General features: G+C 63.5%; 14 protein-coding genes. 7 read left to right on the top strand and 7 right to left on the bottom strand.

The annotated features are described in order from the left end of the window. Window positions 1-5: 5 nt before the first annotated feature. The 3 genes from metH to F455_RS0111520 all read right to left on the bottom strand — a co-directional run bounded on the left by metH (window position 6) and on the right by F455_RS0111520 (window position 4,921). A complete protein-coding gene (gene metH, locus F455_RS0111530) occupies window positions 6-2,762 on the bottom strand; it encodes a methionine synthase (protein ID WP_211212313.1) in 2,757 nt (918 codons plus the stop codon). Beyond that, window positions 2,759-3,844, bottom strand: coding sequence for a homocysteine S-methyltransferase family protein (locus F455_RS0111525; RefSeq protein WP_018973445.1), 1,086 nt, complete (start codon window positions 3,842-3,844; stop codon window positions 2,759-2,761). The genes metH and F455_RS0111525 overlap by 4 nt, the downstream gene beginning before the upstream one ends. Window positions 3,845-3,994: 150 nt before the next feature. Next, the gene (locus tag F455_RS0111520) at window positions 3,995-4,921 is read right to left on the bottom strand and encodes an ArsR/SmtB family transcription factor (protein ID WP_018973444.1); all 927 of its coding nucleotides are present in this window, start codon (window positions 4,919-4,921) and stop codon (window positions 3,995-3,997) included. Between the two features lie 99 nt (window positions 4,922-5,020). Here F455_RS0111520 and F455_RS22050 point away from each other — a divergent pair, with 99 nt between their 5' ends. The 5 genes from F455_RS22050 to F455_RS0111495 all read left to right on the top strand — a co-directional run bounded on the left by F455_RS22050 (window position 5,021) and on the right by F455_RS0111495 (window position 16,662). After that, a complete protein-coding gene (locus F455_RS22050) occupies window positions 5,021-5,818 on the top strand; it encodes a carboxylesterase family protein (RefSeq protein WP_018973443.1) in 798 nt (265 codons plus the stop codon). Window positions 5,819-5,881: 63 nt separating this feature from the next. Continuing rightward, window positions 5,882-7,042, top strand: a complete 1,161-nt coding sequence (locus F455_RS0111510; RefSeq protein WP_018973442.1) for an acyl-CoA dehydrogenase family protein — start codon at window positions 5,882-5,884, stop codon at window positions 7,040-7,042. A gap of 126 nt (window positions 7,043-7,168) precedes the next feature. Further along, the gene (locus F455_RS22045) at window positions 7,169-8,539 is read left to right on the top strand and encodes a choice-of-anchor Q domain-containing protein (RefSeq protein ID WP_018973441.1); all 1,371 of its coding nucleotides are present in this window, start codon (window positions 7,169-7,171) and stop codon (window positions 8,537-8,539) included. 138 nt (window positions 8,540-8,677) lie between these two features. After that, entirely contained in the window at window positions 8,678-11,452 is a 2,775-nt protein-coding gene (locus F455_RS20640) for a M16 family metallopeptidase (protein ID WP_033409794.1), read from the top strand. 248 nt (window positions 11,453-11,700) lie between these two features. Then, window positions 11,701-16,662 carry an NAD-glutamate dehydrogenase gene (locus tag F455_RS0111495; protein ID WP_018973439.1) on the top strand — a complete coding sequence of 1,654 codons (4,962 nt, stop codon included), beginning with the start codon at window positions 11,701-11,703 and terminating at the stop codon, window positions 16,660-16,662. A 66-nt stretch (window positions 16,663-16,728) separates the two neighbouring features. Here the strand turns inward: F455_RS0111495 and F455_RS0111490 are convergent, their stop codons facing one another. Genes F455_RS0111490 through F455_RS20635 form a run of 4 tightly spaced genes read right to left on the bottom strand, consistent with a single transcriptional unit; the run spans window position 16,729 to window position 20,907 of the window. After that, on the bottom strand, window positions 16,729-17,637 hold the full coding sequence (locus F455_RS0111490; RefSeq protein WP_018973438.1) for an efflux RND transporter periplasmic adaptor subunit: 909 nt from the start codon (window positions 17,635-17,637) through the stop codon (window positions 16,729-16,731). Then, window positions 17,634-18,365 (bottom strand): ABC transporter ATP-binding protein, encoded by a 732-nt coding sequence (locus F455_RS0111485; protein WP_018973437.1) that lies wholly within the window; start codon window positions 18,363-18,365, stop codon window positions 17,634-17,636. The genes F455_RS0111490 and F455_RS0111485 overlap by 4 nt, the downstream gene beginning before the upstream one ends. 2 nt (window positions 18,366-18,367) lie before the next feature. Next, window positions 18,368-19,501, bottom strand: coding sequence for an ABC transporter permease (locus F455_RS0111480; protein ID WP_018973436.1), 1,134 nt, complete (start codon window positions 19,499-19,501; stop codon window positions 18,368-18,370). Then, window positions 19,501-20,907 carry a TolC family protein gene (locus tag F455_RS20635; protein ID WP_169337331.1) on the bottom strand — a complete coding sequence of 469 codons (1,407 nt, stop codon included), beginning with the start codon at window positions 20,905-20,907 and terminating at the stop codon, window positions 19,501-19,503. Before F455_RS20635 ends, F455_RS0111480 begins: the two co-directional genes overlap by 1 nt. Before the next feature lie 186 nt (window positions 20,908-21,093). Here F455_RS20635 and F455_RS0111470 point away from each other — a divergent pair, with 186 nt between their 5' ends. Next, window positions 21,094-21,861 (top strand): NAD kinase, encoded by a 768-nt coding sequence (locus tag F455_RS0111470; RefSeq protein ID WP_157578735.1) that lies wholly within the window; start codon window positions 21,094-21,096, stop codon window positions 21,859-21,861. A gap of 11 nt (window positions 21,862-21,872) precedes the next feature. After that, on the top strand, window positions 21,873-22,805 hold the full coding sequence (locus tag F455_RS0111465) for a 5'-nucleotidase (protein WP_026293309.1): 933 nt from the start codon (window positions 21,873-21,875) through the stop codon (window positions 22,803-22,805). Window positions 22,806-22,877 lie beyond the last annotated feature (72 nt).

Raw genomic sequence — 22,877 nt, 5'->3', positions numbered from 1 at the left:
GATGGCTATTCGGGGTCGTAGTCGAGGTTCGGCGCGAGCCAGCGCTCGGCTTCGGCCAGTGTCCAGCCCTTGCGTTTCGCGTAGTCTTCGACCTGTTCCTTGGTGACTCGACCGAGCACGAAGTACTGGCTATCCGGATGGCTGAAGTACCAGCCGGACACGGCCGCGGTCGGGTACATCGCGAAGCTCTCGGTGAGCTCGATGCCCGTATTCCTGGTTGCGTCGAGCAGGGCGAACAGCGTGCCTTTCTCGGTGTGATCGGGGCAGGCGGGGTAGCCGGGAGCAGGGCGGACGCCGCGATATTTTTCCGCGATCAATTCATCATTGGCCAAGGTCTCGTCGGCCGCGTAGCCCCAGAATTCCTTGCGCACGCGCTCGTGCAGGCGCTCGGCGAACGCTTCAGCGAGACGGTCGGCCAAGGCCTTGAGCAGGATCGAGGAATAGTCGTCATACGACTTGCCGAACTCTTCGAGCTTGTCCTCGATGCCGATGCCGGAGGTGACGGCAAAGCCGCCGACCCAATCCTGCTTGCCCGAGTCTTTCGGCGTGACGAAGTCAGCGAGGCAGAAGTCGGGGCGGCCGGGCGGTTTGTCGGCCTGCTGGCGCAGGAAGTGCAGCGTCGTCTTTTTGCCAGACTCCAGCGTGAGTTCGACATCGTCGCCGACGCGCGCCGCTGGCCAGAAACCGATCACCGCGCTGGCCTTGAGCCATTTCTCGGCGACGATCTTTCTCAGCATCTTCTGCGCGTCGTCGAACAACTCACGCGCCTGTTTGCCGACGATCGCGTCGTCGAGAATCTGCGGGTAGTGACCGGCCAGTTCCCAGGTGTTGAAGAACGGCGACCAGTCGATGCGTTCGACCAGTTCGGCGAGCGGGTAGTCGTCGAGCACGGTGATCCCGGGCCGGTTCGGCATGGATGGAGTATACGTTTCCCATTTTCCGTCGAACGCCTGCCCGCGCGCGTGCTCGAGCGAGACGAGTCGCTTGGCCGGACCGCGGTCCTTATGGCGCTCGCGGATGTCGGCGTACTCCGCACGGATCTTCGCCATGAACTCGTTGACGAGATCCTTCGAGATCAGCGATTGGGCAACGCCGACCGCACGCGAGGCATCCTTGACCCAGACCGTCGGCGATTTGTAGTGCGGCTCGATCTTCAGCGCGGTGTGCGCGCGCGAGGTCGTCGCGCCGCCGATCAGCAGTGGCACGTGGAAGTTCTGACGCTGCATTTCCTTGGCGACGTGGCTCATTTCCTCGAGCGAGGGTGTGATCAGGCCGGACAAGCCGATCATGTCGGCGTTCTCGGCCTTGGCCGCATCGAGGATCTTCTGCGCCGGCACCATCACGCCGAGATCGACCACATCGAAGTTGTTGCAGCGGAGCACGACGCCGACGATGTTCTTGCCGATGTCGTGCACGTCACCTTTGACCGTGGCCATGATGATCTTGCCGTTCGACTTGCCCACGTCGCCGGTACGCGCCTTCTCCGCTTCGATGAATGGCAGCAGGTAGGCCACCGCCTTCTTCATCACGCGCGCCGACTTCACCACCTGCGGTAGGAACATCTTGCCCGCGCCGAACAGATCGCCGACGACGTTCATGCCGTCCATCAGCGGGCCTTCGATCACGTCGAGCGGGCGCGTGCTGAGCAGGCGCGCTTCCTCGGTGTCGACTTCGGCGTAGGCGTCGATGCCGTGCACGAGCGCGTGGCTCAGGCGTTCGCGCACGGGCAGATCGCGCCAGGCCTGCGTCTCGACTTCGGCTGCGCCCTTCTTGCCCTTGTATTTCTCGGACAGCTCAAGCAGGCGTTCGGTGGCGTCCGCGCGGCGGTTGAGCACGACGTCTTCGACGCGCTCGCGCAGTTCGGCATCGAGGTCGTCGTAGATCGGCAGTGCGCCGGCGTTGACGATGCCCATGTCCATGCCGGCCTTGATCGCGTGGTAGAGGAACACGCTGTGGATCGCCCCGCGCACGGTCTCGTTGCCGCGGAACGAGAACGACACGTTCGACACGCCGCCGGAGACATGGCAATGCGGCAATGTCGCCTTGATCTCGCGCGTCGCTTCGATGAAGTCGACCGCGTAGTTGTTGTGCTCCTCGATGCCGGTTGCGATCGCGAAGATGTTCGGATCGAAGATGATGTCTTCCGGCGGAAAGCCGACCTGCTCGGTGAGAATCTTGTAGGCGCGTGCGCAGATCTCGACCTTGCGCGCCTTCGTGTCGGCCTGGCCGGTTTCGTCGAACGCCATGACGACGACGGCCGCGCCGTAGGCGAGCACCTTGCGCGCATGTTCGAGGAAGATTTCCTCGCCTTCCTTGAGCGAGATCGAATTGACCACGCCTTTGCCCTGCAGGCAGCGCAGGCCGGACTCGATCACTGTCCATTTCGACGAGTCGACCATGACCGGCACGCGCGCGATATCTGGCTCGGCGGCGATCAGGTTGAGGAACTTCGCCATCGCCATTTCGGAGTCGATCAGGCCCTCGTCCATGTTGACGTCGATGATCTGCGCACCGTTCTCGACCTGCTGGCGCGCGACTTCGACGGCTTCGTCGTAGCGGTCTTCTTTGATCAGTTTCTTGAACGCGGCCGAGCCGGTGACATTGGTGCGTTCGCCGACGTTGACGAAGAGCAGGTCCGGCGTGATGACAAACGGCTCGAGGCCGGAAAGGCGGGTGTGGCGGGGGAGTTCGGTCATGTTTTCGTGCTTTCTTCTTTTGACGTCATTCCCGTTTTCGCGGGAATGACGAGCAGGGGGTTTCATGCGGCCTGCGATTCAACCTTCGGCAGCGCCCGCGGCGCGACGCCGCGCACCGCCTGCGCGATCGCGCGGATATGCGCCGGACTCGTGCCGCAGCAGCCGCCGACGAGATTGACAAGGCCGCTGGTCGCGAACTCGCCGACCGTCGCCGCCATCTGTTCGGGTGTTTCGTCGTATTCGGCGAACGCGTTCGGCAGGCCCGCGTTTGGATGCGTCGAGACGTAGCACTCGGAGACCTGCGCCAGCGCGTCGACATAGGCGCGTAGTTCGCTCGCACCGAGTGCACAGTTGAGGCCGATCGACAGCGGTTGCGAGTGGCGCAGCGAGTAATAGAACGCCTCGGCGGTCTGGCCCGACAGCGTGCGGCCGGACATGTCGGTGATCGTGCCCGAGATCATGATCGGTACGCGCGCGCCGCGGCGCGCGAATTCCTGGCCGATCGCGTACAGCGCGGCCTTGGCGTTGAGCGTATCGAAGATCGTCTCGACCATGACTACGTCGGCGCCGCCGTCGAGCAGCCCGCGCGTGGCGTCACGATAGGCCGTGTCGAGTTCTTCGAACGTCACGTTGCGGAAGCCCGGATTGTTCACGTCGGGCGAGATCGAAGCAGTGCGGCTGGTCGGCCCGAGCACGCCGATGACGAAGCGCGGCTGATCGGGAGTCTTCGCCTCGGCTGCGTCGCAGCACTCGCGTGCGAGGCGCGCGCCTTCACGGTTGAGCTCGTAGGCGAGGTGTTCGAGGTGATAGTCGGCCTGGCTGATCGTGGTCGAGTTGAACGTGTTCGTCTCGATCAGGTCCGCGCCCGCATCGAGATAGGCCATGTGCACGGCCTTGATGATCTCGGGCTGGGTCAATGAGAGCAGGTCGTTGTTGCCCTTGAGATCGCAGCCAGGGCCGTGATGCTCGTGCTGGCCGTGCGCGTCCTTGCCTTCGGCGAAGCGCTGGCCGCGATAGCCGTCCTCTTCGAGCTTGTACGACTGCAGCATCGTGCCCATCGCACCGTCGATGACGAGGATGCGCTTGGCCAGTGCGTCGAGTAGTAGCTGCGTGCGCTCCGGATTGAGCCAGGGCAGGTTGTTGTTCATATGGGCGTCCTCAGGGAAAAGCGTCTAACGCGGATAAAATCTGATCAGAACGGATAAGAGCGGATTCAATCCATCTGAAATAAACAACTCTGCTCTATCAGATTTTCATCCGTATCTAATCCGCCTTGATCCGCGTTAAAAAAATTCTCGTCAAACCTTCCGCGCCAACAGCGAGAGCACTTCGAAATGCGGCGGCCTGCGCTCGCGCGTCAGGCGCGTGCAGCTGAGCACCTTGAGGCCGGCCTTGTGCGCGAAGTCGCGCAGATCGGCATCCTTGAAGCCGAGGTTGCGGTGGTCGAACGGCGCGACCGCGGTGCGGTGCGCGTGTTTGGCCAGCGTGGTCACGAGCAGGCGCCCGCCCGGCTTGAGCACGCGCGCGGCCTCCGCGATTGCTCGCACCGGGGCTTCGCTGTAGGTGAGGGCGTGCATCGACAAGACAAGGTCGAAGCGCCGCACACCGAGGTCAAGGGCGTGCATGTCGCCCAGCGTGACTTCGACGTTGGCAAATGCCTTGAGTCGCGCGCGCGCCGCGTTGACCACGCGTTCGCTCGAATCGACGCAGACGATGCTGTGCGCGTGCGGTGCGAGCAGCTCGGCCAGCGCGCCATCGCCCGAGGCGACGTCGAGCACGTCGCCCGGGTCGATCAGTCCGGCCAGCGCGCGCGCGAGCGCTTCCCAGGTGCGCCCCGGCGAATAGTGGCGTTCCATGTCGCCGGCGACGGTATCGGCCCAGCCTTCGGCGCGCGCGCGTTCGGCGAGCACGGTCGGCAGGCGTTGCGCATCGTTCCGGAGCACAGCGTCGTCGATCGTTTCGCGCAACGCGTGCAGGAAAGCCGACGATTTCGCGTCGAGCTCGGAGTTGTAGCGATAATAGGCCGACACGCCTGCGCGGCGGTCGCGCACGAGGTCGGCCTCCTTCAGCTTGGCCAGGTGCGTCGAAACGCGCGGCTGGGCGAGGCGCAGCACGTCGGAGAGTTCGGCCACGGTCAGCTCCTCGCGTTCGAGCAGCGCGAGCAGCCGCACCCGGGTCGGGTCCGAAAGCAGGCGCAACAGGGCCGAGGTCGAGGAGAGATCCATTTATCCTTTCATCTTGATTGAAAGATATATGCGGAGATTATACTTGTGTGACTGCAGCGTCAATGTTTGCGGACGCGGCGGTTGCTCATGCGAAAAGCAATGAACGAAATGGATGCAATGAAATTCCTCGCCAAGCTGTTTTTGATCGCGCTGATTTTGTTGCTGAGCGCGCCGTGCTTTGCCGTGGAAGCAAGCGCGCTCGGCAAGTACTGGACCGAAGACGCGCTGCACGTGCCGTACCGCGCCATCGTCACCCCCGGACGCCAAAACAACGAGCTGCTGCCGCTGGTAATTTTCCTGCACGGCGACTGGCAGGACGGCACCGACAACGAATCGCAGCTCGGCGGATATGGCAACGGCTCGATGCAGTTGATCGACCAGGCGATCTCGGCGGATGTTCCGTTCGTCTACATCGCGCCGGAAACGACCGATGCCTATTGGCCGGCGGCGCGCATCGCATCGGTCGTGCGCGATGCGTTCGCGCGCTTTCCGATCGACAGGCGTCGCGTGATCCTTACCGGCATCTCCGACGGCGGAACGGGAGTGTGGGACGCGCTCAAGGCCTGGCCCGCCTGTTTCGCCGCTGGCGTGCCGATGTCGGGCATGACCGAAACCTCGGGCCTCGCACCGATCGCGTCTGTGCCGCAATGGATTTTCCACGGCGGCAAGGACAACGACACCGACGTCGAGACTGGCTACGGCGGTGCGATGGTCGGCTCGCGCGCGGTCGTACGCGCGCTGCGCGCGCTGGGCGCGCGGCCGATCTACACCGAGTATCCGCAAGAGGAACACGTGATCTGGCATCGCGCCTATGCGACGCCCGGCCTGCTCGGCTGGATGCTCAATCAACGCCTGCGCGGCAAACCCTGCGATTTCGCGGATTACACGAAGCGGTAGGGCGAAGCAGTAAAATGACCGTTCTGCTTATGCCCGCCAGAAAAACATCAATTGGGAGCCGTTATGGATTTCAACTTCAGCGAAGACCAGCTTTCCATCCAGGCCATCGCGCGTGACTTCGCGCAGAAGCGCATTGCCCCGGTCGCGGCCGAGTTCGATGCGAAGGGCGAGTTCCCGCTCGACAACATCCGCGAGATGGGCGCGCTCGGTCTGATGGGCATCGAGGTGCCGGTCGAATACGGCGGCGCGGGCATGGATTCGATTTCCTACGTGCTCGCGATGATCGAAATTGCCGCGGCCGATTGCGCCACGTCGACGATCATGTCGGTCAACAACACGCTCTACTGCAACGGCCTGCTCAAGTTCGGCACGCACGAACAGAAGCTCAAATACGTCGAGCCGATTGCCTCGGGCAAGGCGATCGGCGCGTTCGCGCTGACTGAGCCGCAGTCCGGTTCCGATGCGACGGCGATGAAGCTGCGCGCGGTCAAGCAGGCCGACGGCAGTTTCATCGTCAACGGCAAGAAGAGCTGGATTACCTCGGGCCCGTTCGCCAAGTACATCCTGCTGTTCGCGATGACCGATCCGGCGAAGGGCGCGAAGGGCATCAGCGCGCTGATGATCGACACCGAGCGCGCCGGCTTCCATCGCGGCAAGACCGAGCCCAAGCTCGGCATCCGCGCTTCGGCGACTTGCGAAATCGAATTCACTGACTACCGCGTGCCGGCCGAAGACTTGATCGGCGTCGAGGGTGAAGGCTTCAAGGTCGCGATGAGCGTGCTCGATGCGGGCCGTATCGGCATCGCCTCACAGGCCGTCGGGTTGTCGCGCGCGGCCTACGAGGCGACCTTGGTCTACGCGCGCGACCGCAAGGCGTTCGGCCAGTCGATCGGCAGCTTCCAGATGATTCAGCAGAAGATCGCCGACATGAAGTGCAAGCTCGATGCGAGTTATTGGCTCGTGCTGCGCGCGGCCTGGGCCAAGCAGCAGGCGGAAAAGAGCGGCGGCAAATTCTCGACCGAGGCCGCGGTCGCCAAGCTCACTGCATCGGAATCGGCGATGTGGATCACGCATCAGGCGATCCAGGTACACGGCGGCATGGGCTATTCCAAGGAAATGCCGCTGGAGCGTTATTTCCGTGATGCCAAGATCACCGAGATCTACGAAGGCACGAGCGAAATCCAGCGCATGGTGATCGCGCGCAACGAAACCGGGCTGCGTTGAGCTTAATGTACTCTGAACTTTTCGATGGCCTCACCAGTCTTTAGCGCCGAGCCTTAAAACGATATCCGGTGCAATGCCGGGTATCTGAAAGAACAAGGCCAAAATCACTTACGGAGGAGGGACGCCATGCTGCGCTTTATCCTGTTGCTGACCCTTGCTTTTGGCTTTTACGAAACCGCCGCGGCCGAAGTTGTGCGGATTGCCGACGGTGACTGCGGTGGACTCGGCAAAGCCGTGACGGCGGCATCTAACTCTGGCACGAATGTCACAATCCTGCTTGCCCGCGGTGGTCGCTATCCCGTATGCGAGATCGATGCGACGAGTGGGAGCATCGACATTGATGCACAAGGATCGACTTTTCAGTTTTTGTGCGCAGGCATCGGCGCGCACGCTACGGTGATGCTGCGCAACGCAATAATCACCACCGCCGGTGATAACCCCGTTCCTGCTCATTGCGGCGCAGTTGTCGACGGCTTTGGTGGCTCGTTCATAGCAATGCCTGCGATACAGAACGCTGGCAGTTTGACGTTGGAACGTGTTGCGATTCGCGGCGTGGAACGACCGGTCAACCTCGATGTGGGAGCCTATGGCGGCTATGCGGGATTCATCATGTCCTACGGCGCTCTGGTGATACGCAACGCTACCATCGCCGACAACAACGACGCGAGTCTGATAACAAGCGCCGGAAAGGCCGAGATATACAACTCGACGTTTTCGAACAACGTCAGAGGCGGGCTGAACTTTGTGGCATATTCTAGTTCGATCGACCCGGGAGTACTTATTTCCAATTCGGTCCTTGCAAGAAGTGACGGTGCGGCTTGCGGAAACGGCAATGTGGCAGTGACATCTCTGGGTGGGAATGTCGCTACCGATACCAGTTGCGGATTGTCGGCCGATGCAGGCGACAAGATTGTTGGTGGCCTTGTTCTACCCGCGGCATCTGATCATGGTGGCCTCGTGCCTACCGTGCAGATCGGCTACGGAAATCCCGCCTATCGCACGGCTATCGCGAAGTATTGCGAAGCAACCGATGCGCGCGGCGTGACGCGCAACGCGATGAGCTGCGATGCAGGCGCATACGAGTCGGGTGGTGGTTTGGGATTGGTGACGGCTAACGGCATGAACGGGCTGTACTACGTGCCCGGCATCAGCAACGGCCATTACGTTTCCGTGCAACGCATCCACGACAACAAGGACGTGATGGTGTTCTGGAACACATTCGACCAAAACGGCAATCAGGCATGGCTGTTCGGCGTCGGCACGCTGACATCCGATCGGCATGTCCATGCGCTCATGTATAGCAATCTCGGCGGCGTGCTGCAGCCCGGCGGGGCGCCGACCGGAGCCAAGCCGAGCGAGTGGGGCACGGTAGACATTGATGTGACGAGTTGTTCAGCGGCGCAGTTCGCCTATCAGTCGAGCCTGCCTGAGTTCGGCAGCGGTCAATTTCCGCTGACTCGTCTGGCCTTTGAATCCGCGATCAATTGCGGCGACTGAAATCAAAGCCGGCGCTCTTCCGAACGAATGTGGACGCAGCGCCATTGCGGCGCTGCGTTTCGCTCTGCACGTACCGGACTCGGCTGACCTCACTCGCTGCAACCTGCAACGCATCCCTCGACATCTAAGGAGCAGATCGTGAGTGTGAAACAAGTTTTTGCGACGCTGGCCGGCGTGATGCTTGCCTTGGTCGTGGCCGCCCCCGCGTTCGCCGACAGTGCGTTGCCGAAGGGCGTAGCGAAGGTGACCGAAGTGGAAGGCGTGAGTGAGTACCGGCTCGCCAACGGTTTGCAGTTGCTGCTGTTTGCGGACAACTCCAAACCGACGGTGACGGTCAATGTCACCTACCACGTCGGCAGCCGCATGGAGGACTACGGCGAAACCGGCATGGCGCACCTGCTTGAGCATCTGATGTTCAAGAGCAGCACCTCGTACACGAACATCGGCCAGGAACTGTCCAAGCGCGGCATGCAGTTCAACGGCTCGACCAACGTCGACCGCACGAATTATTTCGAGACCTTTCCGACCGACCCGGCGTCGATCGACTGGGCACTCGGCATGGAAGCCGAACGCATGATCGGCGCGAATATTTCCAAGGCCGATCTCGATCCCGAGATGACCGTCGTGCGCAACGAGATGGAAAACGGGGAGAACAATCCGGGCCGCATCCTCAATCAGCGCATGCTCTCGGCCGCTTACAACTGGCACAACTACGGCAAGTCGACGATCGGTGCGCGCGCCGATGTGGAGAACGTCAACATCGCGCATCTGCAGGCGTTCTATCGCAAGTACTACCAACCCGACAATGCGACCCTGATCGTCGCCGGCCATTTCGATGCGCAGCATGTGCTCGAGGTGATCGCGCAAAAATTTTCTTCGCTGGCCAAGCCGACGCGCGTGCTCGAAAAATCGTGGACGCTCGATCCGGTGCAGGATGGCGAGCGCGAAGTGACGCTGCGCCGCGTCGGCGCCGAACAACTCGTCGGAGCGCTCTACCATACCGTACCCGCTGCGGCGCCCGATGCTGCCGCACTCGACGTGGTTGCGAACGCACTTGGCGACGTACCGAACGGGCGTTTGCACAAGCGCCTCGTCGAAACCGGCAAGGCCAAGGCCGCATACGCCTACAGCGCGAGCCTCGCCGAGCCTGGTTATTTTTATGCGGGAGCGAATCTGAGGCCGAGCGACGACCTCGCCGCGGCGAAGAAGATTCTCATCGACACGGTCGAAGGCCTCGCCAAGGAGCCGGTCACGGCCGAAGAGTTGAAGCGTGCGCAGCAGCAGGAAGCGAACCAGTTCGAGAAAATAATGGAAAACCCGCAGTTCTTCGCGATCGCGATCTCGGGAGCGATTTCGCAAGGCGACTGGCGCATCCTCTTCTTCGAGCGCGATCGTATGAAGAACTTGAAGCTCGATGAGGTCAATCGTGCCGCTCTCGCATGGCTGAAGCCTTCCAATCGAACGCTCGGCAAATTCATCCCGACCGACAAGCCCGACCGCGCGCCCGCGCCGGCCAAGGCCGATGTCGCCGCGCTGCTGAAGGACTTCAAGGGTGGCGCTGCTGTCGCCGCAGGCGAAGACTTCAAGGCCACACCCGAGAACATCGACGCGCGTACGCAGCGTTTCGCGCTGGCTAACGGGCTCAAAGTCGCACTGCTGCCGAAGAAGACACGCGGCGAAACCGTCAACGTCAACCTGCAGACGCACTTTGGCAGCGAGGCGAATCTGAAGGGCAAGCGCGTCGTCGGCAACGTCACCGGCGAAATGCTCGCGCGCGGCACGAGCAAACATACGCGCGCGCAGATTTCCGATTTGACCGACGCGTTGAAGACGCATCTGAACGTCGGCGGTGGGGCGACGAGCGGCTATGCGATGTTCGAGACCAAGCGCGAGCACCTCGCCGATGCGCTCGAGCTCGCCACGGAGATTCTGCGCGAGCCTTCGTTTCCGGCCGACGAATTCGAGCAACTCAAGCACCAGCAGATCGGTGCACTCGAATCCGCGTCGAAGGAACCGCAGCCGATCGCGAATCGCGCGCTCAATCGCTACCTGTACCCGTATCCGGTTGACGATGTGCGCTACACGCCGGCAATCGAGGAGCAGATCAAAGATATCAACGCGCTCAAGCTCGACGACGTGAAGAAGTTCTACAAGGACTATTACGGCGCGAACAATGCCGAGCTCGCGGTCGTAGGCGATTTCGATCCGGTCAAGGTGAAAGAGGAAATCACCAAGCTGTTCGGCGACTGGAAGTCGACCGCCGGCTACGCACGCGTGCCGTCACCGATGAGCCAGGCGAGAGCAAGCCGCCTCTCCGCTGAAACGCCGGACAAAGCCAACGCGTTTGCGGTCGGTAATTTGCCGCTGCCGCTGCAGGACAACGATCCGGACTATCCGGCCCTGATCGCAGCGGTCGAAGTGCTCGGCAGCAATGGCTTCGACAATCGCCTGATCGCGCGCCTGCGCGTCAAGGATGGATTGTCTTACGGCGCCGGTGCACGTCTGTCCGTCAGCGAATTCGAGAAGACCGGCAGCATCGTGTTCTCCGCGATCTACGCGCCACAGAATCGCGCCAAGGTTGAAACCGACTTCAAGGAAGAGCTTGAACGCTTCGTGCGCGATGGCATCAGCGCTGACGAGCTTGCGAGCGCGAAGAAGTCCTATGCATCGAGTGTGACCAGCTCATGGGCCAGCGACGGATTCGAGGCCTGGCTGCTCAACAGTTCGCAGCACATTGATCGCAAGTTCGACTATTACTCCACGCTGCACAAGGCCGTCGCCGACCTGGGCATCGAGCAGGTCAACGCGGTGATCAGGAAGTGGATCAAGCCTGCGGACGTGGTCTGGTCGCAGGCTGGCGATTTCGCCAAGGCAGCCAGCAAGACCGCGGTCGCTGCCCCGGCATCGAAATAGTTTCGTCCATTGTTTGCGTTGCAGAGGAGGGCGCCGCTTGGCGCCCTTCTTTTTCCACAAGAAGCGCGGATTCACCGTGATGCTGCGATGCGGCGAAAAATTCCGAATGATCGTGAATGCTTGCTGAGGCTCGCCGACCGCCAGAGACGGCGAAGTGGCTCCATCGCCTGCAATCAAAGCGGCTTATAATTCATGTTCGATCCGGCATCGGGCCGGAGCCATTCATATCCAGGGACTTCCGATCCGCCATGAACGCGAAACTCGCACCGGCCGACGCCACGATCGACGCCATTTTCATTGAGCTGCAGCCGCACCTGTCCTCAGCGGCGCAAGTCCAGCAGGCGCGCACTTTCGTCAATCAGTTCTTCAGCCGCGTTGCCGAAGACGATGTCGCCGTGCGCGACGCAAAGACCTGGGCCGCGTTGCTGCGTGGATTGATGGATTTCATTCGCGTGCGCGGCGCCAATGCACCGAGCGTGCGCGTGTTCAACCCGAGCCTCGAGAACGACGGCTGGGAATCGAACTACACGGTCGTGGAGATCGCGACGAACGACATGCCGTTCCTGGTCGATTCGATCGGCATCGCCGCGCACGAGCAAGGCCTGTCGCTGCACGGCTTGATCCATCCGGTCTACTTCATCGCGCGCGATCCGGGCGGCAACCTGCTCAGTCTCGCAACCGACGATTCGAACAAGGGCAAGCCCGAGTCGGTGATGTATCTCGAAGTTGATCGCCTGAGCGAGCCGGCCGAGATGGAGCGCCTGCAGAAGGCGATGGTGCTCGCGTTGCACGATGTCGCCGCCGCCGTGGCCGACTGGCCCGCGATGAAGGCGAAGATGCTCGAAATGGCCGACAACGTCGGCAAGTGGAAGCTGCCGCTAGACGCGACCGGTGTGGCCGATGCGCAGGAGTTCTTGCGCTGGGCGGCGACGGATCATTTCACCTTCCTCGGCTACCGCGAATACCAGGTCGTCAAGAAGGGCGATGACGAAGTGCTCGAGGCCTCGCCGAAGACCGGCCTCGGCATCCTGCGTGGCGGTGAGAAGCAGGTCGCGCCGCGTTCGCTGAAGACCCTGGTTTCGCACGAACTGCGCAAGTCGGGCACGGGCGACGCGGTGATCCTGACCAAGACCAACGCGCGCTCGACCGTGCATCGAGGCGGCTACATGGATTATATCGGCGTGCTCGAGTTCGACGGCAAGGGCATGCCTACCGCGGAGCACCGTTTCCTCGGCCTGTACGCCTCGGGCGCGTACGCGCGCCGGCCGTGGGAGATCCCCATGGTGCGGCGGAAATACGATGCGGTGATGGAGCGTTCGGGTTACAAGCGCGATTCGCATTCGGGCAAGACCCTGCGCAATGTCCTCGAAACGCTGCCGCGCGAAGAGTTGTTCCAGTCGAGCGAAAACGAGCTGTTCGACACCGCGAGCGGCATCATGCACCTGCAAGGCCGCGCGCGCTCGCGCTTGTTCGTGCGCCGCGACAAGTACGGGCGCTTCTTTTCCTGTCTCGTGTTCGTGCCGCGCGAACGCTTCAACACCGACGTGCGCGAGCGCATCGAAGCGCTGCTCAAGCGCGCCTTCCACGGCGAGCGCGTCGATTCCTCGGTGCAGATGGGTGAATCGCCGCTGGCGCGCGTGCATCTGGTTATCCGGCCGAAGCCTGGCGACAGGCCGACTTACGACGTCGCCGAACTCGAAGCCAAGATCGGCCAGATCGTGCGCAACTGGCATGACGAGTTGCGCGACACGCTGGTCAAAAAGCACGGCGAAGACAAGGGTTCGCGCCTGGCCAACCGCTACGGGCGCGCGCTGCCGGCGGGCTACATCGAGGAAGTCTCTTCCGCGGTCGCCGCGGCCGACGTCGAAGCTGCGGCGAGTCTGAAGAACGCCGACGACATCCGCTTGAATCTTTACCGCTCGCGCGGCGAGAGCAACCTGCGCTTCAAACTGTTCCGCTACGGCACGCCGATCACGCTGACCGAAGTGCTGCCGATGCTCGAGAACATGGGCATGAAGGTGCTGTCCGAGCATCCGTACGAGATGCACGTCGGCGACACCGCGATCGTGATCCAGGACTTCGAAGTGCAGCCCGCGGGCCGCTTCGACTTCGATCTCGATACCGTACGCGACACGTTCCAGCAGAGCTTCGAGCGCATCTGGCGCGGCCAGACCGAGAGCGACGGTTTCAACAAGCTGATCCTCGGCGCGAATCTCGACTGGCGCCAGGTCGCCATGCTGCGCGGCCTGTGCAAGTATTTGCTGCAGACCGGCGTGCCGTTCTCGCAGAGCTACATGGAGGAGACGCTCAACCGCTACCCGCTGATCGCGGCGCTGCTGTACCTGCTGTTCGAGACCAAGTTCGATCCGGCGCGCGACAAGTGGACCAAGGCCGACGTCGAGCAGCAGAAGAAGCGCCTGCTCAAGGAAATCGACACGCTGCTGCCGGAGTCGATGAAGGAACAGCGCGCCGTCATCGTCGATGCGCCGCTCGCCGCCTGCGCGGGTTCGCGCGACGAGCAGTACAAGGCGATCGTCGATGCGATCAAGTCGCTGCTCGACCAGGTCGCCAGCCTCGACGAGGACCGCATCCTGCGCGCCTACCTCGGCGTGATCGGCGCGATGCTGCGCACGAGCTTCTTCCAGACGCCCGAAGGCAAGCATCGCGAGTACATTTCGTTCAAATTCGATCCGTCCAAGGTGCCGGATCTGCCGAAGCCGCGGCCGTACCGCGAAATCTTCGTCTACGCACCGCGCGTTGAAGCCGTGCATCTGCGCTTCGGTCCGGTGGCACGCGGCGGCCTGCGTTGGTCGGATCGCCGTGAGGATTTCCGCACCGAAGTGCTGGGCCTGGTCAAGGCGCAGATGGTGAAGAACACAGTCATCGTACCGGTCGGTTCGAAGGGCGGCTTCTTCGTCAAGCGTCCGCCGCTCGGTGGCGATCGCGATGCGCAACTCGCCGAAGGCATCGCCTGCTATCGCCTGTTCATGAACGCGATGCTCGACATCACCGACAACCTCGTCGATGGCAAGGTGGTCAATCCGCAAAACTGCGTGCGCCACGATCAGGACGATCCTTATCTCGTCGTCGCCGCGGACAAGGGCACGGCGACGTTCTCCGACATCGCCAACGCGATTTCGATCGAGCACGATTTCTGGCTCGGCGACGCATTCGCTTCGGGCGGCTCGGTCGGCTACGACCACAAGGCCATGGGCATCACCGCGAAAGGTGCATGGGAATCGGTCAAGCGCCACTTCCGCGCGCTCGGCCGCGATAGCCAGACCCAGGACTTTACCTGCGTCGGCATCGGCGACATGTCCGGCGACGTGTTCGGCAACGGCATGCTGCTGTCGAAGCACATCCGCCTCGTCGCCGCGTTCGACCACCGCCACGTGTTCCTCGATCCGAATCCGGATGCGGCGAAGACCTTCCCCGAACGCGAGCGCATGTTCAAGCTGCCGCGCTCGTCGTGGGCCGACTACGACGCGAAGTTGATTTCGAAGGGCGGCGGCATTTATCCGCTCACGGCGAAGTCGATTCCGGTCTCGCCCGAAGTGCGCGCCGCGCTCGGCATCGACGACGGCGTCGAAGCTCTGTCGCCGAACGACTTGAAGCGCGCGATCCTCAAGGCGCCGGTCGACCTGCTCTGGAACGGCGGCATCGGCACCTACGTCAAGGCCGAAGTCGAAACCAACGCCGACGTCGGCGACCGCGCCAACAACGCGATCCGCATCAATGGCAAGGAGTTGCGCAGCAAGCTCATCGGCGAGGGCGGTAATCTCGGCTTCACTCAGCGCGGGCGCATCGAAGCGGCACTCAATGGTGTGTTGTTGAATACCGACTTTATCGACAACTCGGCCGGCGTCGACACCTCCGACCACGAGGTAAACATCAAGATCCTGCTCGGCGACGCGGTGCAGCGTAACGAGTTGACGATGGAAGGGCGCAATACGTTGCTCGCGGCGATGACCGACGAGGTCGAACGCCTCGTGTTGGCCGACAACTACCGCCAGAATCAGGCGATCAGCCTGATGGAACGCATGTCGGTGTCGCGCCTCGGCTCCAAGCTGCATTTCATCCGCACGCTCGAGTCGCAGGGCCTGCTCGACCGCGCGATCGAATACCTGCCGACCGACCAGGAATTCGCCGAGCGCAAGGCGCGCGGCCTCGGCCTGACTCGCCCCGAGCTTTCCGTGCTGCTGTCGTACTCGAAGATCGTGCTGTTCCAGCAGTTGCTCGACTCCGACGTGCCGGAAGACCCGTATCTGTCGAAGGAACTGCGCCGCTACTTCCCGGTGCCGCTGCAGGAGAAGTACGCCGAGCACATGGAACGCCATCGCCTCAAGCGCGAGATCATCGCCACGGCGGTGACCAATTCGATGGTCAACCGCATGGGCGCGACCTTCGTGTTGCGCATGGGCGAGGACACCGGCAAGACGCCGGCGCAGGTCGCGCGCGCGTTCAACATCGCGCGCGAAGTATTCGATGCGCGCGATATGTGGGCACAGATCGAAGCGCTTGACGGCAAGGTCAATGGCAATGCGCAGATCGACGCGCTGCTCGTGGTCTGGCAATGCCTGCGCGGCACCACGCGTTGGCTGCTCAATCACGCCGACGAGGGACTCGACATCGCCGCTGCGGTGGCGAAATACCACAAGGGCATGCAGGAACTGCGCAAGCAGCTCTACGACGTGGTCACGCCGAGCGAGCGCGCGATCTACGAAAGCGAGCGGCGGCGCTGGAAAGAGGCGGGGTTCCCCGATGCCCTCGGCAACGAGCTGGCCGGCCTGCGCACGCCGGGCTCGGGCCTCGACATCATCCATGTCGCCAGCGACCACAAGCTCAAGATCGGCGAGGCGGCCGAGGTGTATTTCGGCCTCGGCGAGGCGCTCAATCTCAACTGGCTGATGCAGAAGATCGAGGCTTTGCCGGTCGAATCGCAATGGCATGCGCAGGCGCGCGGCGGCCTGCGCGACGAGCTCTACGCGCAGCACCGTGCACTCACCGCGCAGGTGCTCGAGGGTGGCAAGAAGGGAGGGAAGGGCAGCGAGCTCGTCGCGGCGTGGCTCAACCGCGAGGATCCCTCGCTGAAGTTCACCCTGGCGATGTTCGCCGACATGCGCTCGCAGGTGGTGACCGACTACCCGATCGTCTCGGTCGCGGTGCGCCGACTCGCTCAACTCGTGCAGGCGGGCACGCAGGCGCATTGAGAAAGGCAGCGGGAGCAAGGGCGCGATCCATCGCGCCCAGCTCCGCTTGCGTCAGCGGGATGCGGCTTACTTGCCCGGAGGCAGAAAACGTACCTGCACGCGCTGGCCGACCTTGAGGTCGTTGTTGGGCAGTTCGAGGATGCACTCGACATCGCGCGTGTCGGTGGTTTCCTGCGCGCTTTCGTTGAGCTTGCTCGGGCCGAAGACCTCGCCGATGCGGGTCACCCGCGCGGTCTGCGGCTTGCCCGGATCGGTTTCGCTGGAGATCTCGGCGCTCATGCCGACGCCGACCTTGTTGACGAATCCTTCGTTGAGTTCGGCGCGCACGATGCGTGGCGCGTCCGGCAGCAGTTCGACGAGTTCGCCGGACGACGGCGAGACAACGTCGCCGATATGCGTCGCGCGCGCGACGATGCGTCCGGCGACCGGCGCGCGCAGCGTGCGTGCCTCGATCTCGTATTCCGCCTGGCGCACCTTCTGCTTCGCCGTCTCGATGGTGGCGTCGGAAACCGCGATCTCGGCGTTCAATTCTGCCATGGCCTGCTTGGCGTCGTCGGCCGACTGGCCAGTTGCGGCGCCGGCGACGGCCGCTTCGAGCACACGCGCGGCGCGCAGTTTCAACGCCGGCTGTTTGGCGCGGAGCAGCGAACCTTGTGCGCTCGCGGCATTGAGCTCGGCGCGTGCTGCATCAAGTGCAATCCGCGCCTGCTTCGTATCGAGCACGACGAGCGCATCACCGATCTTGACGTCGTCGCCGGCTACCTTCGGCAATTCGGCAACGATGCCATCGCGCGAGGCGGCGACATGGACGAGGCCGCCCTGCACGTCGACACGGCCGCGCGCGATCGCGACAAACTTCGACGTCGGCGCTGCCGCGGGTGGCGTGGTCGATGTGGTCTTGCCGCAGCCGCCGAGCATCAGCGCGACAGCGCCGGCGGTTGCGAGGACGAGCGGAGTGAGGACGGTCTTGCTCATGGGTTCGCTTCCGCGGAAATGGATCTGGAAGGGGCCGACGCGCTGATTTGCTTCACGTCGGAAAGGATACGCCCGTCGGTCATGTGGATGATGCGGTCGGCATCGGCGGCGAGGCGCGTGTCGTGGCTGACGCAGACGACGGTGGCGCCGTAGACGCGCGCGACGCGATGCAGCGCGTCGATGACGTTTTTGCCATTGACCGAGTCGAGCGCGCTGGTCGGTTCGTCGGCGAACAGGAACTGCGGTTTCTTCGCCAGCGCGCGCGCGATCGCGATGCGCTGCTTTTCACCACCGGAAAGTTCGATCGGCCGCAGGTGCGCGCGCGAAGCGAGGCCAACTTCCTCGAGCGAGGCCAGCGCCATGTTGCGCACGGCGTGCTTGGGCAGGCCGAGGTAGTCGAGCGGCAGCATCACCTGTTCGAGCGCGGTCAGCGCGGGGAACAGGTTGAAGCCTTGGAACACGAAGCCGGTATGCTCGAGGCGGAATTTTTCCAGATCCGCGCGCGACTTCTTCCACAGGTCCTCGCCCAGCGCGGAGACGTTGCCGGTATCCGGTTTTAGCAATCCACTGAGGATTGCCAGCAGCGTGCTCTTGCCTGAGCCCGACGGCCCGAGCACCAAGGCCAGCTCGCGCTCGTCGAGGGCGATCGACATGCCCTGCAACACGGGCGTCTCGACACGGCCGCTTGTGTAGCTTTTCGTTATTTGGTCGGCGACGAGTGCAGTCATGGTCAGCGCAGCAGGTTCGCGGGTTCCAGGTGGTTGATCGCGCCCACCGCGAGGAAGCCGGAGATCAGCGCGATCGCCATGACCAGTGCACCGCAGGCGATCGTGGCGATGTAGTTGAACGAGATCGGCACGTCCTGTCCGTGCGCGAGCAGGGCCAGGGAAATGCTGACCACACTGCCGACGATGACGCCGACCGTGCCGACCCAGAACGCCTGCTCGAGGATCACGCGGCGCAGCGCGCCGATGCCCGCGCCGAGCGCGTTGAGCATCGCGTATTCGCGCACCGAACTCGCCACCGCGGCGAACAGGGTCTGGCTGGTGATGACGACGCCGACGAGGAAAACGACAAAGGAGAGGAAGATGAAGCCGAGCCCGGCGCCGGTCTCGAACATCCAATAGGTCGCCGCGTTGTAGGCGAATTCGTCGTGCGTCCACACGGCGAAGCGATGCCCTGCGGCAATCGGTGCGAGGCGATCGCGCACTGCGTCAGGATTCGCGCCCGGAGCGAGGCGCGCGATGTAATAGGCAACCTTGTCGCGTTCGGCCGCATCAGAGACGAGCGTGCGCGCGGTGGCGATCGAAGTGACGATGTTGACGCCGCCGAGCGTGCGCAGGCCGTTCGCCGCGGCGACGATCTTGACGCGATGGCCGTTGAGGAACGCGGTGTCGCCGATGTCGAGGCCGAGTTTCGGAAGATCGGCCTCGTCGACGATCACCGCATCCGGTTCGTCAAGTCGAGCGCGATCGGCGGGGCCGAGCACGTGCGAGAACATCAGTCCGTTCGGGTTCGGATCGATGCCGGAGACGAACACCGACACGCTGCCGCGTTCGGCCGGGCCGCGCCAGTCGCCGTCAAGCCACTGGAACGGCTCGACCTGGACGACGGCCGGGTCCATGCGCAGCCACATCTCGGTATCGCGCGGAACCGGGCGGCCGAGTTCCACCGTCTGCGTGCCGGGATAGCCGGCCCAGATGTCGCCGCCCGAGCGGCTGACGTAGACACCGGCACTGGAGAAGATGCCGAACATCAGCGCGGTCATCATCAGCAGCAGCAGGCCCGAGAACGCGACGGCGAGCGCGGCCGGCAAAAACTTGCGCCACTCGTAGATCAGGGTTTTGCGCGCGAGAGCGACCACTAGTGGGGGCCTTCCGGATTGGCGTCCTTGGCCAGCGGCGGAATCGTGCCGCCGAAGGCCTTGTACAGCGCGATGTAGGCCAGTGCGCGGTCGCGTGCGGCGAGGTTGCGCTGCAGTCGGGACTGCGCGACGGCAAGGTTCGCGCCGACGGTTTCCAATCCGTCGCCGAGACCGATGCGCTGCATCGTTTGTGCGGACTGCGCGCCGCGCTCGTTCAGCGCCAGCGTCTTTTGCGCACTTTCCACCAGCGCGCTTTTCGTGTCGAACTGGACAAGCGCGGTCTGTGCTTCGGCGACGCCTTCGATCACCGCTTCGCGATAGGCGAGCACGGCGGCGTGCAGCGCCGCTTCGCGCGCGTTGACGATTTGCCGGCGCGCGCCCCAGTCGACGATGGGTAACGAAATCGTCGGGCCGGCGATGAACACGAAATCGTCGTTAAGGCGACTGGAGGTCAATGCAGTCGAGGAAATGAAGGTGCTGTAGAGGCCGAATTTGGGCCACAGGTCGGCGCGCGCGATGCCGAGTTCGCCGGCGGCACGCACGACGTTCTGTTCGGCGCGGCGGATGTCGGCGCGCGTGCGCACGAGATCGGCCGGTGCCTGGCGGAAATCGATCGCCGGCAATTGCGGTTGCTTGGCTGCGGCGCGCAGCACCGGGTCGGGCGTGGTCGTGCCGAGCAGCACGGCCAGCGCCTGTGCGGTCTGCGTCACGGTCAATGCGGGCTCGCTCGCCTCGCCCTGTGCCTGCAGCAGTTCGGCTTGCGCGTGATCGGCTTCGAGTTGCGAGCCCATGCGTGTGGTCAGGCGCTTCTGTGCGAGTTCGACCTGCCTGCGGCGTGCGGCGACGACGTCGTCGAGCACCTGCGCCCGTGCCTGCGCCGCGCGCAGCTCGATGTAGTTGCGCGTCACTTCGGCGACGACCGAAACGCGTATCGCGGCCTCGTCGATGATCGCGAGGTTTTCGTCGGAGAGGTTGATGCGCTTGCTGGCGGTGGCACGGCCGAAAAAGCCGAATTCCCAGGTCGAATCGAGGCCAACTTCGAGGAAGCCCGTGCTCGCGTTGGGCGTCGTCTCGACGAAGGTGCGGAAGTTGAGATTCGGCCAGAACTCACCGCGTTTGGTGTGGCGCACCGCACGCGCGGCCAGAAGGCGTTCGCCGGCGATCTGGATGTTGAGGTTGTCGTGCTGCGCACGCTCGATCAGGTCGTCCAGCACCGGATCGCCGAACGCGCGCCACCAATGATCGAGATCGGGGGCGAGGCCGGCGGCGGCGTTGCGCGCCTGCCAATCGGCTGGCGTGTCTTTAGGCAGATCGGGGACGGTCGTATGCCACGACGCGCACGCTGCGAACAGGCCGGCGCAGGCGACGGCAGTCGCGCGCAGCCAGGCGCGCGCAAGTTTGCGCATTTGCCTTGCATCGAGCATCAGCATGGAAAGGCGGCCGCGGCCGCGTAGATCGCCCTGTTGTACATGGCCTATTGTCGCTTGGATTGTGCAGAATGTGCAGAGGTCGTTGCATTCGATCGTCAAAGTCGTTTAGCCGCGTGTCGGCTTCGCGGTTAGAATCCGCCACAACCCTTGCGCGGAGCCACCGTGACCCGACCAGCCATCGCCTTCGTCGCCAGCCGTACCGAAGAGGCCCAGGCCGCGCTTGCACAAATCAGCGCGCAATACGCCCAGGTGCCGCTGGCCGAGGCCGACGTCATCGTCGCGCTCGGCGGCGACGGCTTCATGCTGCGCACGCTGCATCGGCATCTCGCGCTGAAAAAGCCCGTCTACGGCATGAAGCTCGGCACGGTCGGGTTCCTGATGAACCAGTTCCGCATGGACGGACTGAGCGAGCGCCTCGCGCGCGCGCAGTCGACCGTGCTCAAGCCGCTCGTGATGGAGGCAGTCGGCGAATCGGGTGGCACGGCGACCTCGCTCGCGTTCAACGAAGTCTCGCTGCTGCGCCAGACCAAGCAGGCCGCGCATATCCGTGTTTCGCTCAACGGCACGGTCAAGATCGACGAGTTGATGTGCGACGGCATCCTCGTTTCGACCACGGCCGGCTCGACCGCCTACAACCTTTCCGCGCACGGGCCGATCCTGCCGCTCGGCGCCGATGTGCTCGCGCTGACCCCGATCAGTCCGTTCCGCCCGCGGCGCTGGCGCGGCGCGATCCTGCGCGCGGGCACCGAGGTCAAGCTCGAGGTGCTCGATCCGTACAAACGCCCGGTCAGCGCGACCGCCGATTCGAACGAGGTGCGCGACGTGGTCGAGGTGACGGTGCGCGAATCGCGCGACACGACCGTCTCGCTCATGTTCGATCCCGAGCACAATCTCGAGGATCGCATTCTCAACGAGCAGTTTGCGTATTGAATGGCTTCCATGTGAGCTCTGCAATTGACGAAAGCAAGGGGGATCAGCGTCTGATCGTCGCGATCACCTCGCGCGCGCTGTTCGACATGGCCGAAAGCCATACGCTGTTCGAACAGGCCGGGCTCGACGCGTTCCACGCATTCCAGCGCGAACGCGAGAACGATCCGCTTGCGCCGGGCATCGCATTTCCGCTCGTGCAGAAGCTGCTCAGGCTCAATGCGGCCCCGAATTCGTCAAATCGGGCCGAGCCGCGGGTCGAGGTAATCCTGGTCTCGCGCAATTCGACCGACACCGGCCTGCGCATTTTCAACTCGATCGAGCACTATGGCCTCGATATCGCGCGCGCCGTGTTCACCTCGGGCGCGCCGGTCTGGCCCTACGTGCGCTCGTTCGGCGCACAGTTGTTCCTGTCGGCCAATCCGGAAAGCGTGAAAAGTTCGCTCGATGCCGGCATCGCCGCGGCGACGATCCTGCCGTCGAAGGCGGCAACCGCCTCGTCGAGCCAGTTGCGCATCGCCTTCGACGGCGACGCGGTCATCTTCGGCGACGAAGGCGAGCGCGTGTCGCAGGAGCAGGGCATCGAGGCGTTCCACCGGCACGAGGTCGAGCGCGTCGACCAGCCGCTTTCGGGCGGTCCGTTCCGCGGCTTCCTCGCCGCACTGCACCGGCTGCAGGAGGCGTTTCCCGAAGAAAATTCGCCGATCCGCACCGCGCTAGTCACCGCGCGTTCCGCGCCTGCGCACAAGCGCGTAATCCTGACCCTGCGCCACTGGGGTGTGCGTCTCGACGAGGCGCTGTTCCTCGGTGGCCGCGACAAGGGCCCGTTCCTGGAAACCTTCGGCGCCGACATCTTCTTCGACGACTCTGCGCACAACGTCGAATCCGCGCGCCGCCATGTCGCCACCGGGCACGTGCCGCACGGTGTGTCGAACGAAAAGCGCTGACTAACGGTATTGTTCGCGGTATGACGACGGGCCGTTGTGCCTGCCGAATCCGCGTCTTCGGACGATCCAGAG

The organism is Rudaea cellulosilytica DSM 22992, assembly GCF_000378125.1.
GTDB classification, from domain to species: domain Bacteria; phylum Pseudomonadota; class Gammaproteobacteria; order Xanthomonadales; family Rhodanobacteraceae; genus Rudaea; species Rudaea cellulosilytica.
Note: the sequence above shows the minus strand (reverse complement) of the source record. Positions and strands in the feature narration are given on the sequence as shown.

Excerpts from the sequence above, each read along its gene's own strand:
- metH (WP_211212313.1), bottom strand. The coding sequence starts at position 2,762 with ATGAAACCCCCTGCTCGTCATTCCCGCGAAAACGGGAATGACGTCAAA.
- F455_RS0111525 (WP_018973445.1), bottom strand. The coding sequence starts at position 3,844 with ATGAACAACAACCTGCCCTGGCTCAATCCGGAGCGCACGCAGCTACTA.
- F455_RS0111520 (WP_018973444.1), bottom strand. The coding sequence starts at position 4,921 with ATGGATCTCTCCTCGACCTCGGCCCTGTTGCGCCTGCTTTCGGACCCG.
- F455_RS22050 (WP_018973443.1), top strand. The coding sequence starts at position 5,021 with ATGAACGAAATGGATGCAATGAAATTCCTCGCCAAGCTGTTTTTGATC.
- F455_RS0111510 (WP_018973442.1), top strand. The coding sequence starts at position 5,882 with ATGGATTTCAACTTCAGCGAAGACCAGCTTTCCATCCAGGCCATCGCG.
- F455_RS22045 (WP_018973441.1), top strand. The coding sequence starts at position 7,169 with ATGCTGCGCTTTATCCTGTTGCTGACCCTTGCTTTTGGCTTTTACGAA.
- F455_RS0111495 (WP_018973439.1), top strand. The coding sequence starts at position 11,701 with ATGAACGCGAAACTCGCACCGGCCGACGCCACGATCGACGCCATTTTC.
- F455_RS0111490 (WP_018973438.1), bottom strand. The coding sequence starts at position 17,637 with ATGAGCAAGACCGTCCTCACTCCGCTCGTCCTCGCAACCGCCGGCGCT.
- F455_RS0111485 (WP_018973437.1), bottom strand. The coding sequence starts at position 18,365 with ATGACTGCACTCGTCGCCGACCAAATAACGAAAAGCTACACAAGCGGC.
- F455_RS20635 (WP_169337331.1), bottom strand. The coding sequence starts at position 20,907 with ATGCGCAAACTTGCGCGCGCCTGGCTGCGCGCGACTGCCGTCGCCTGC.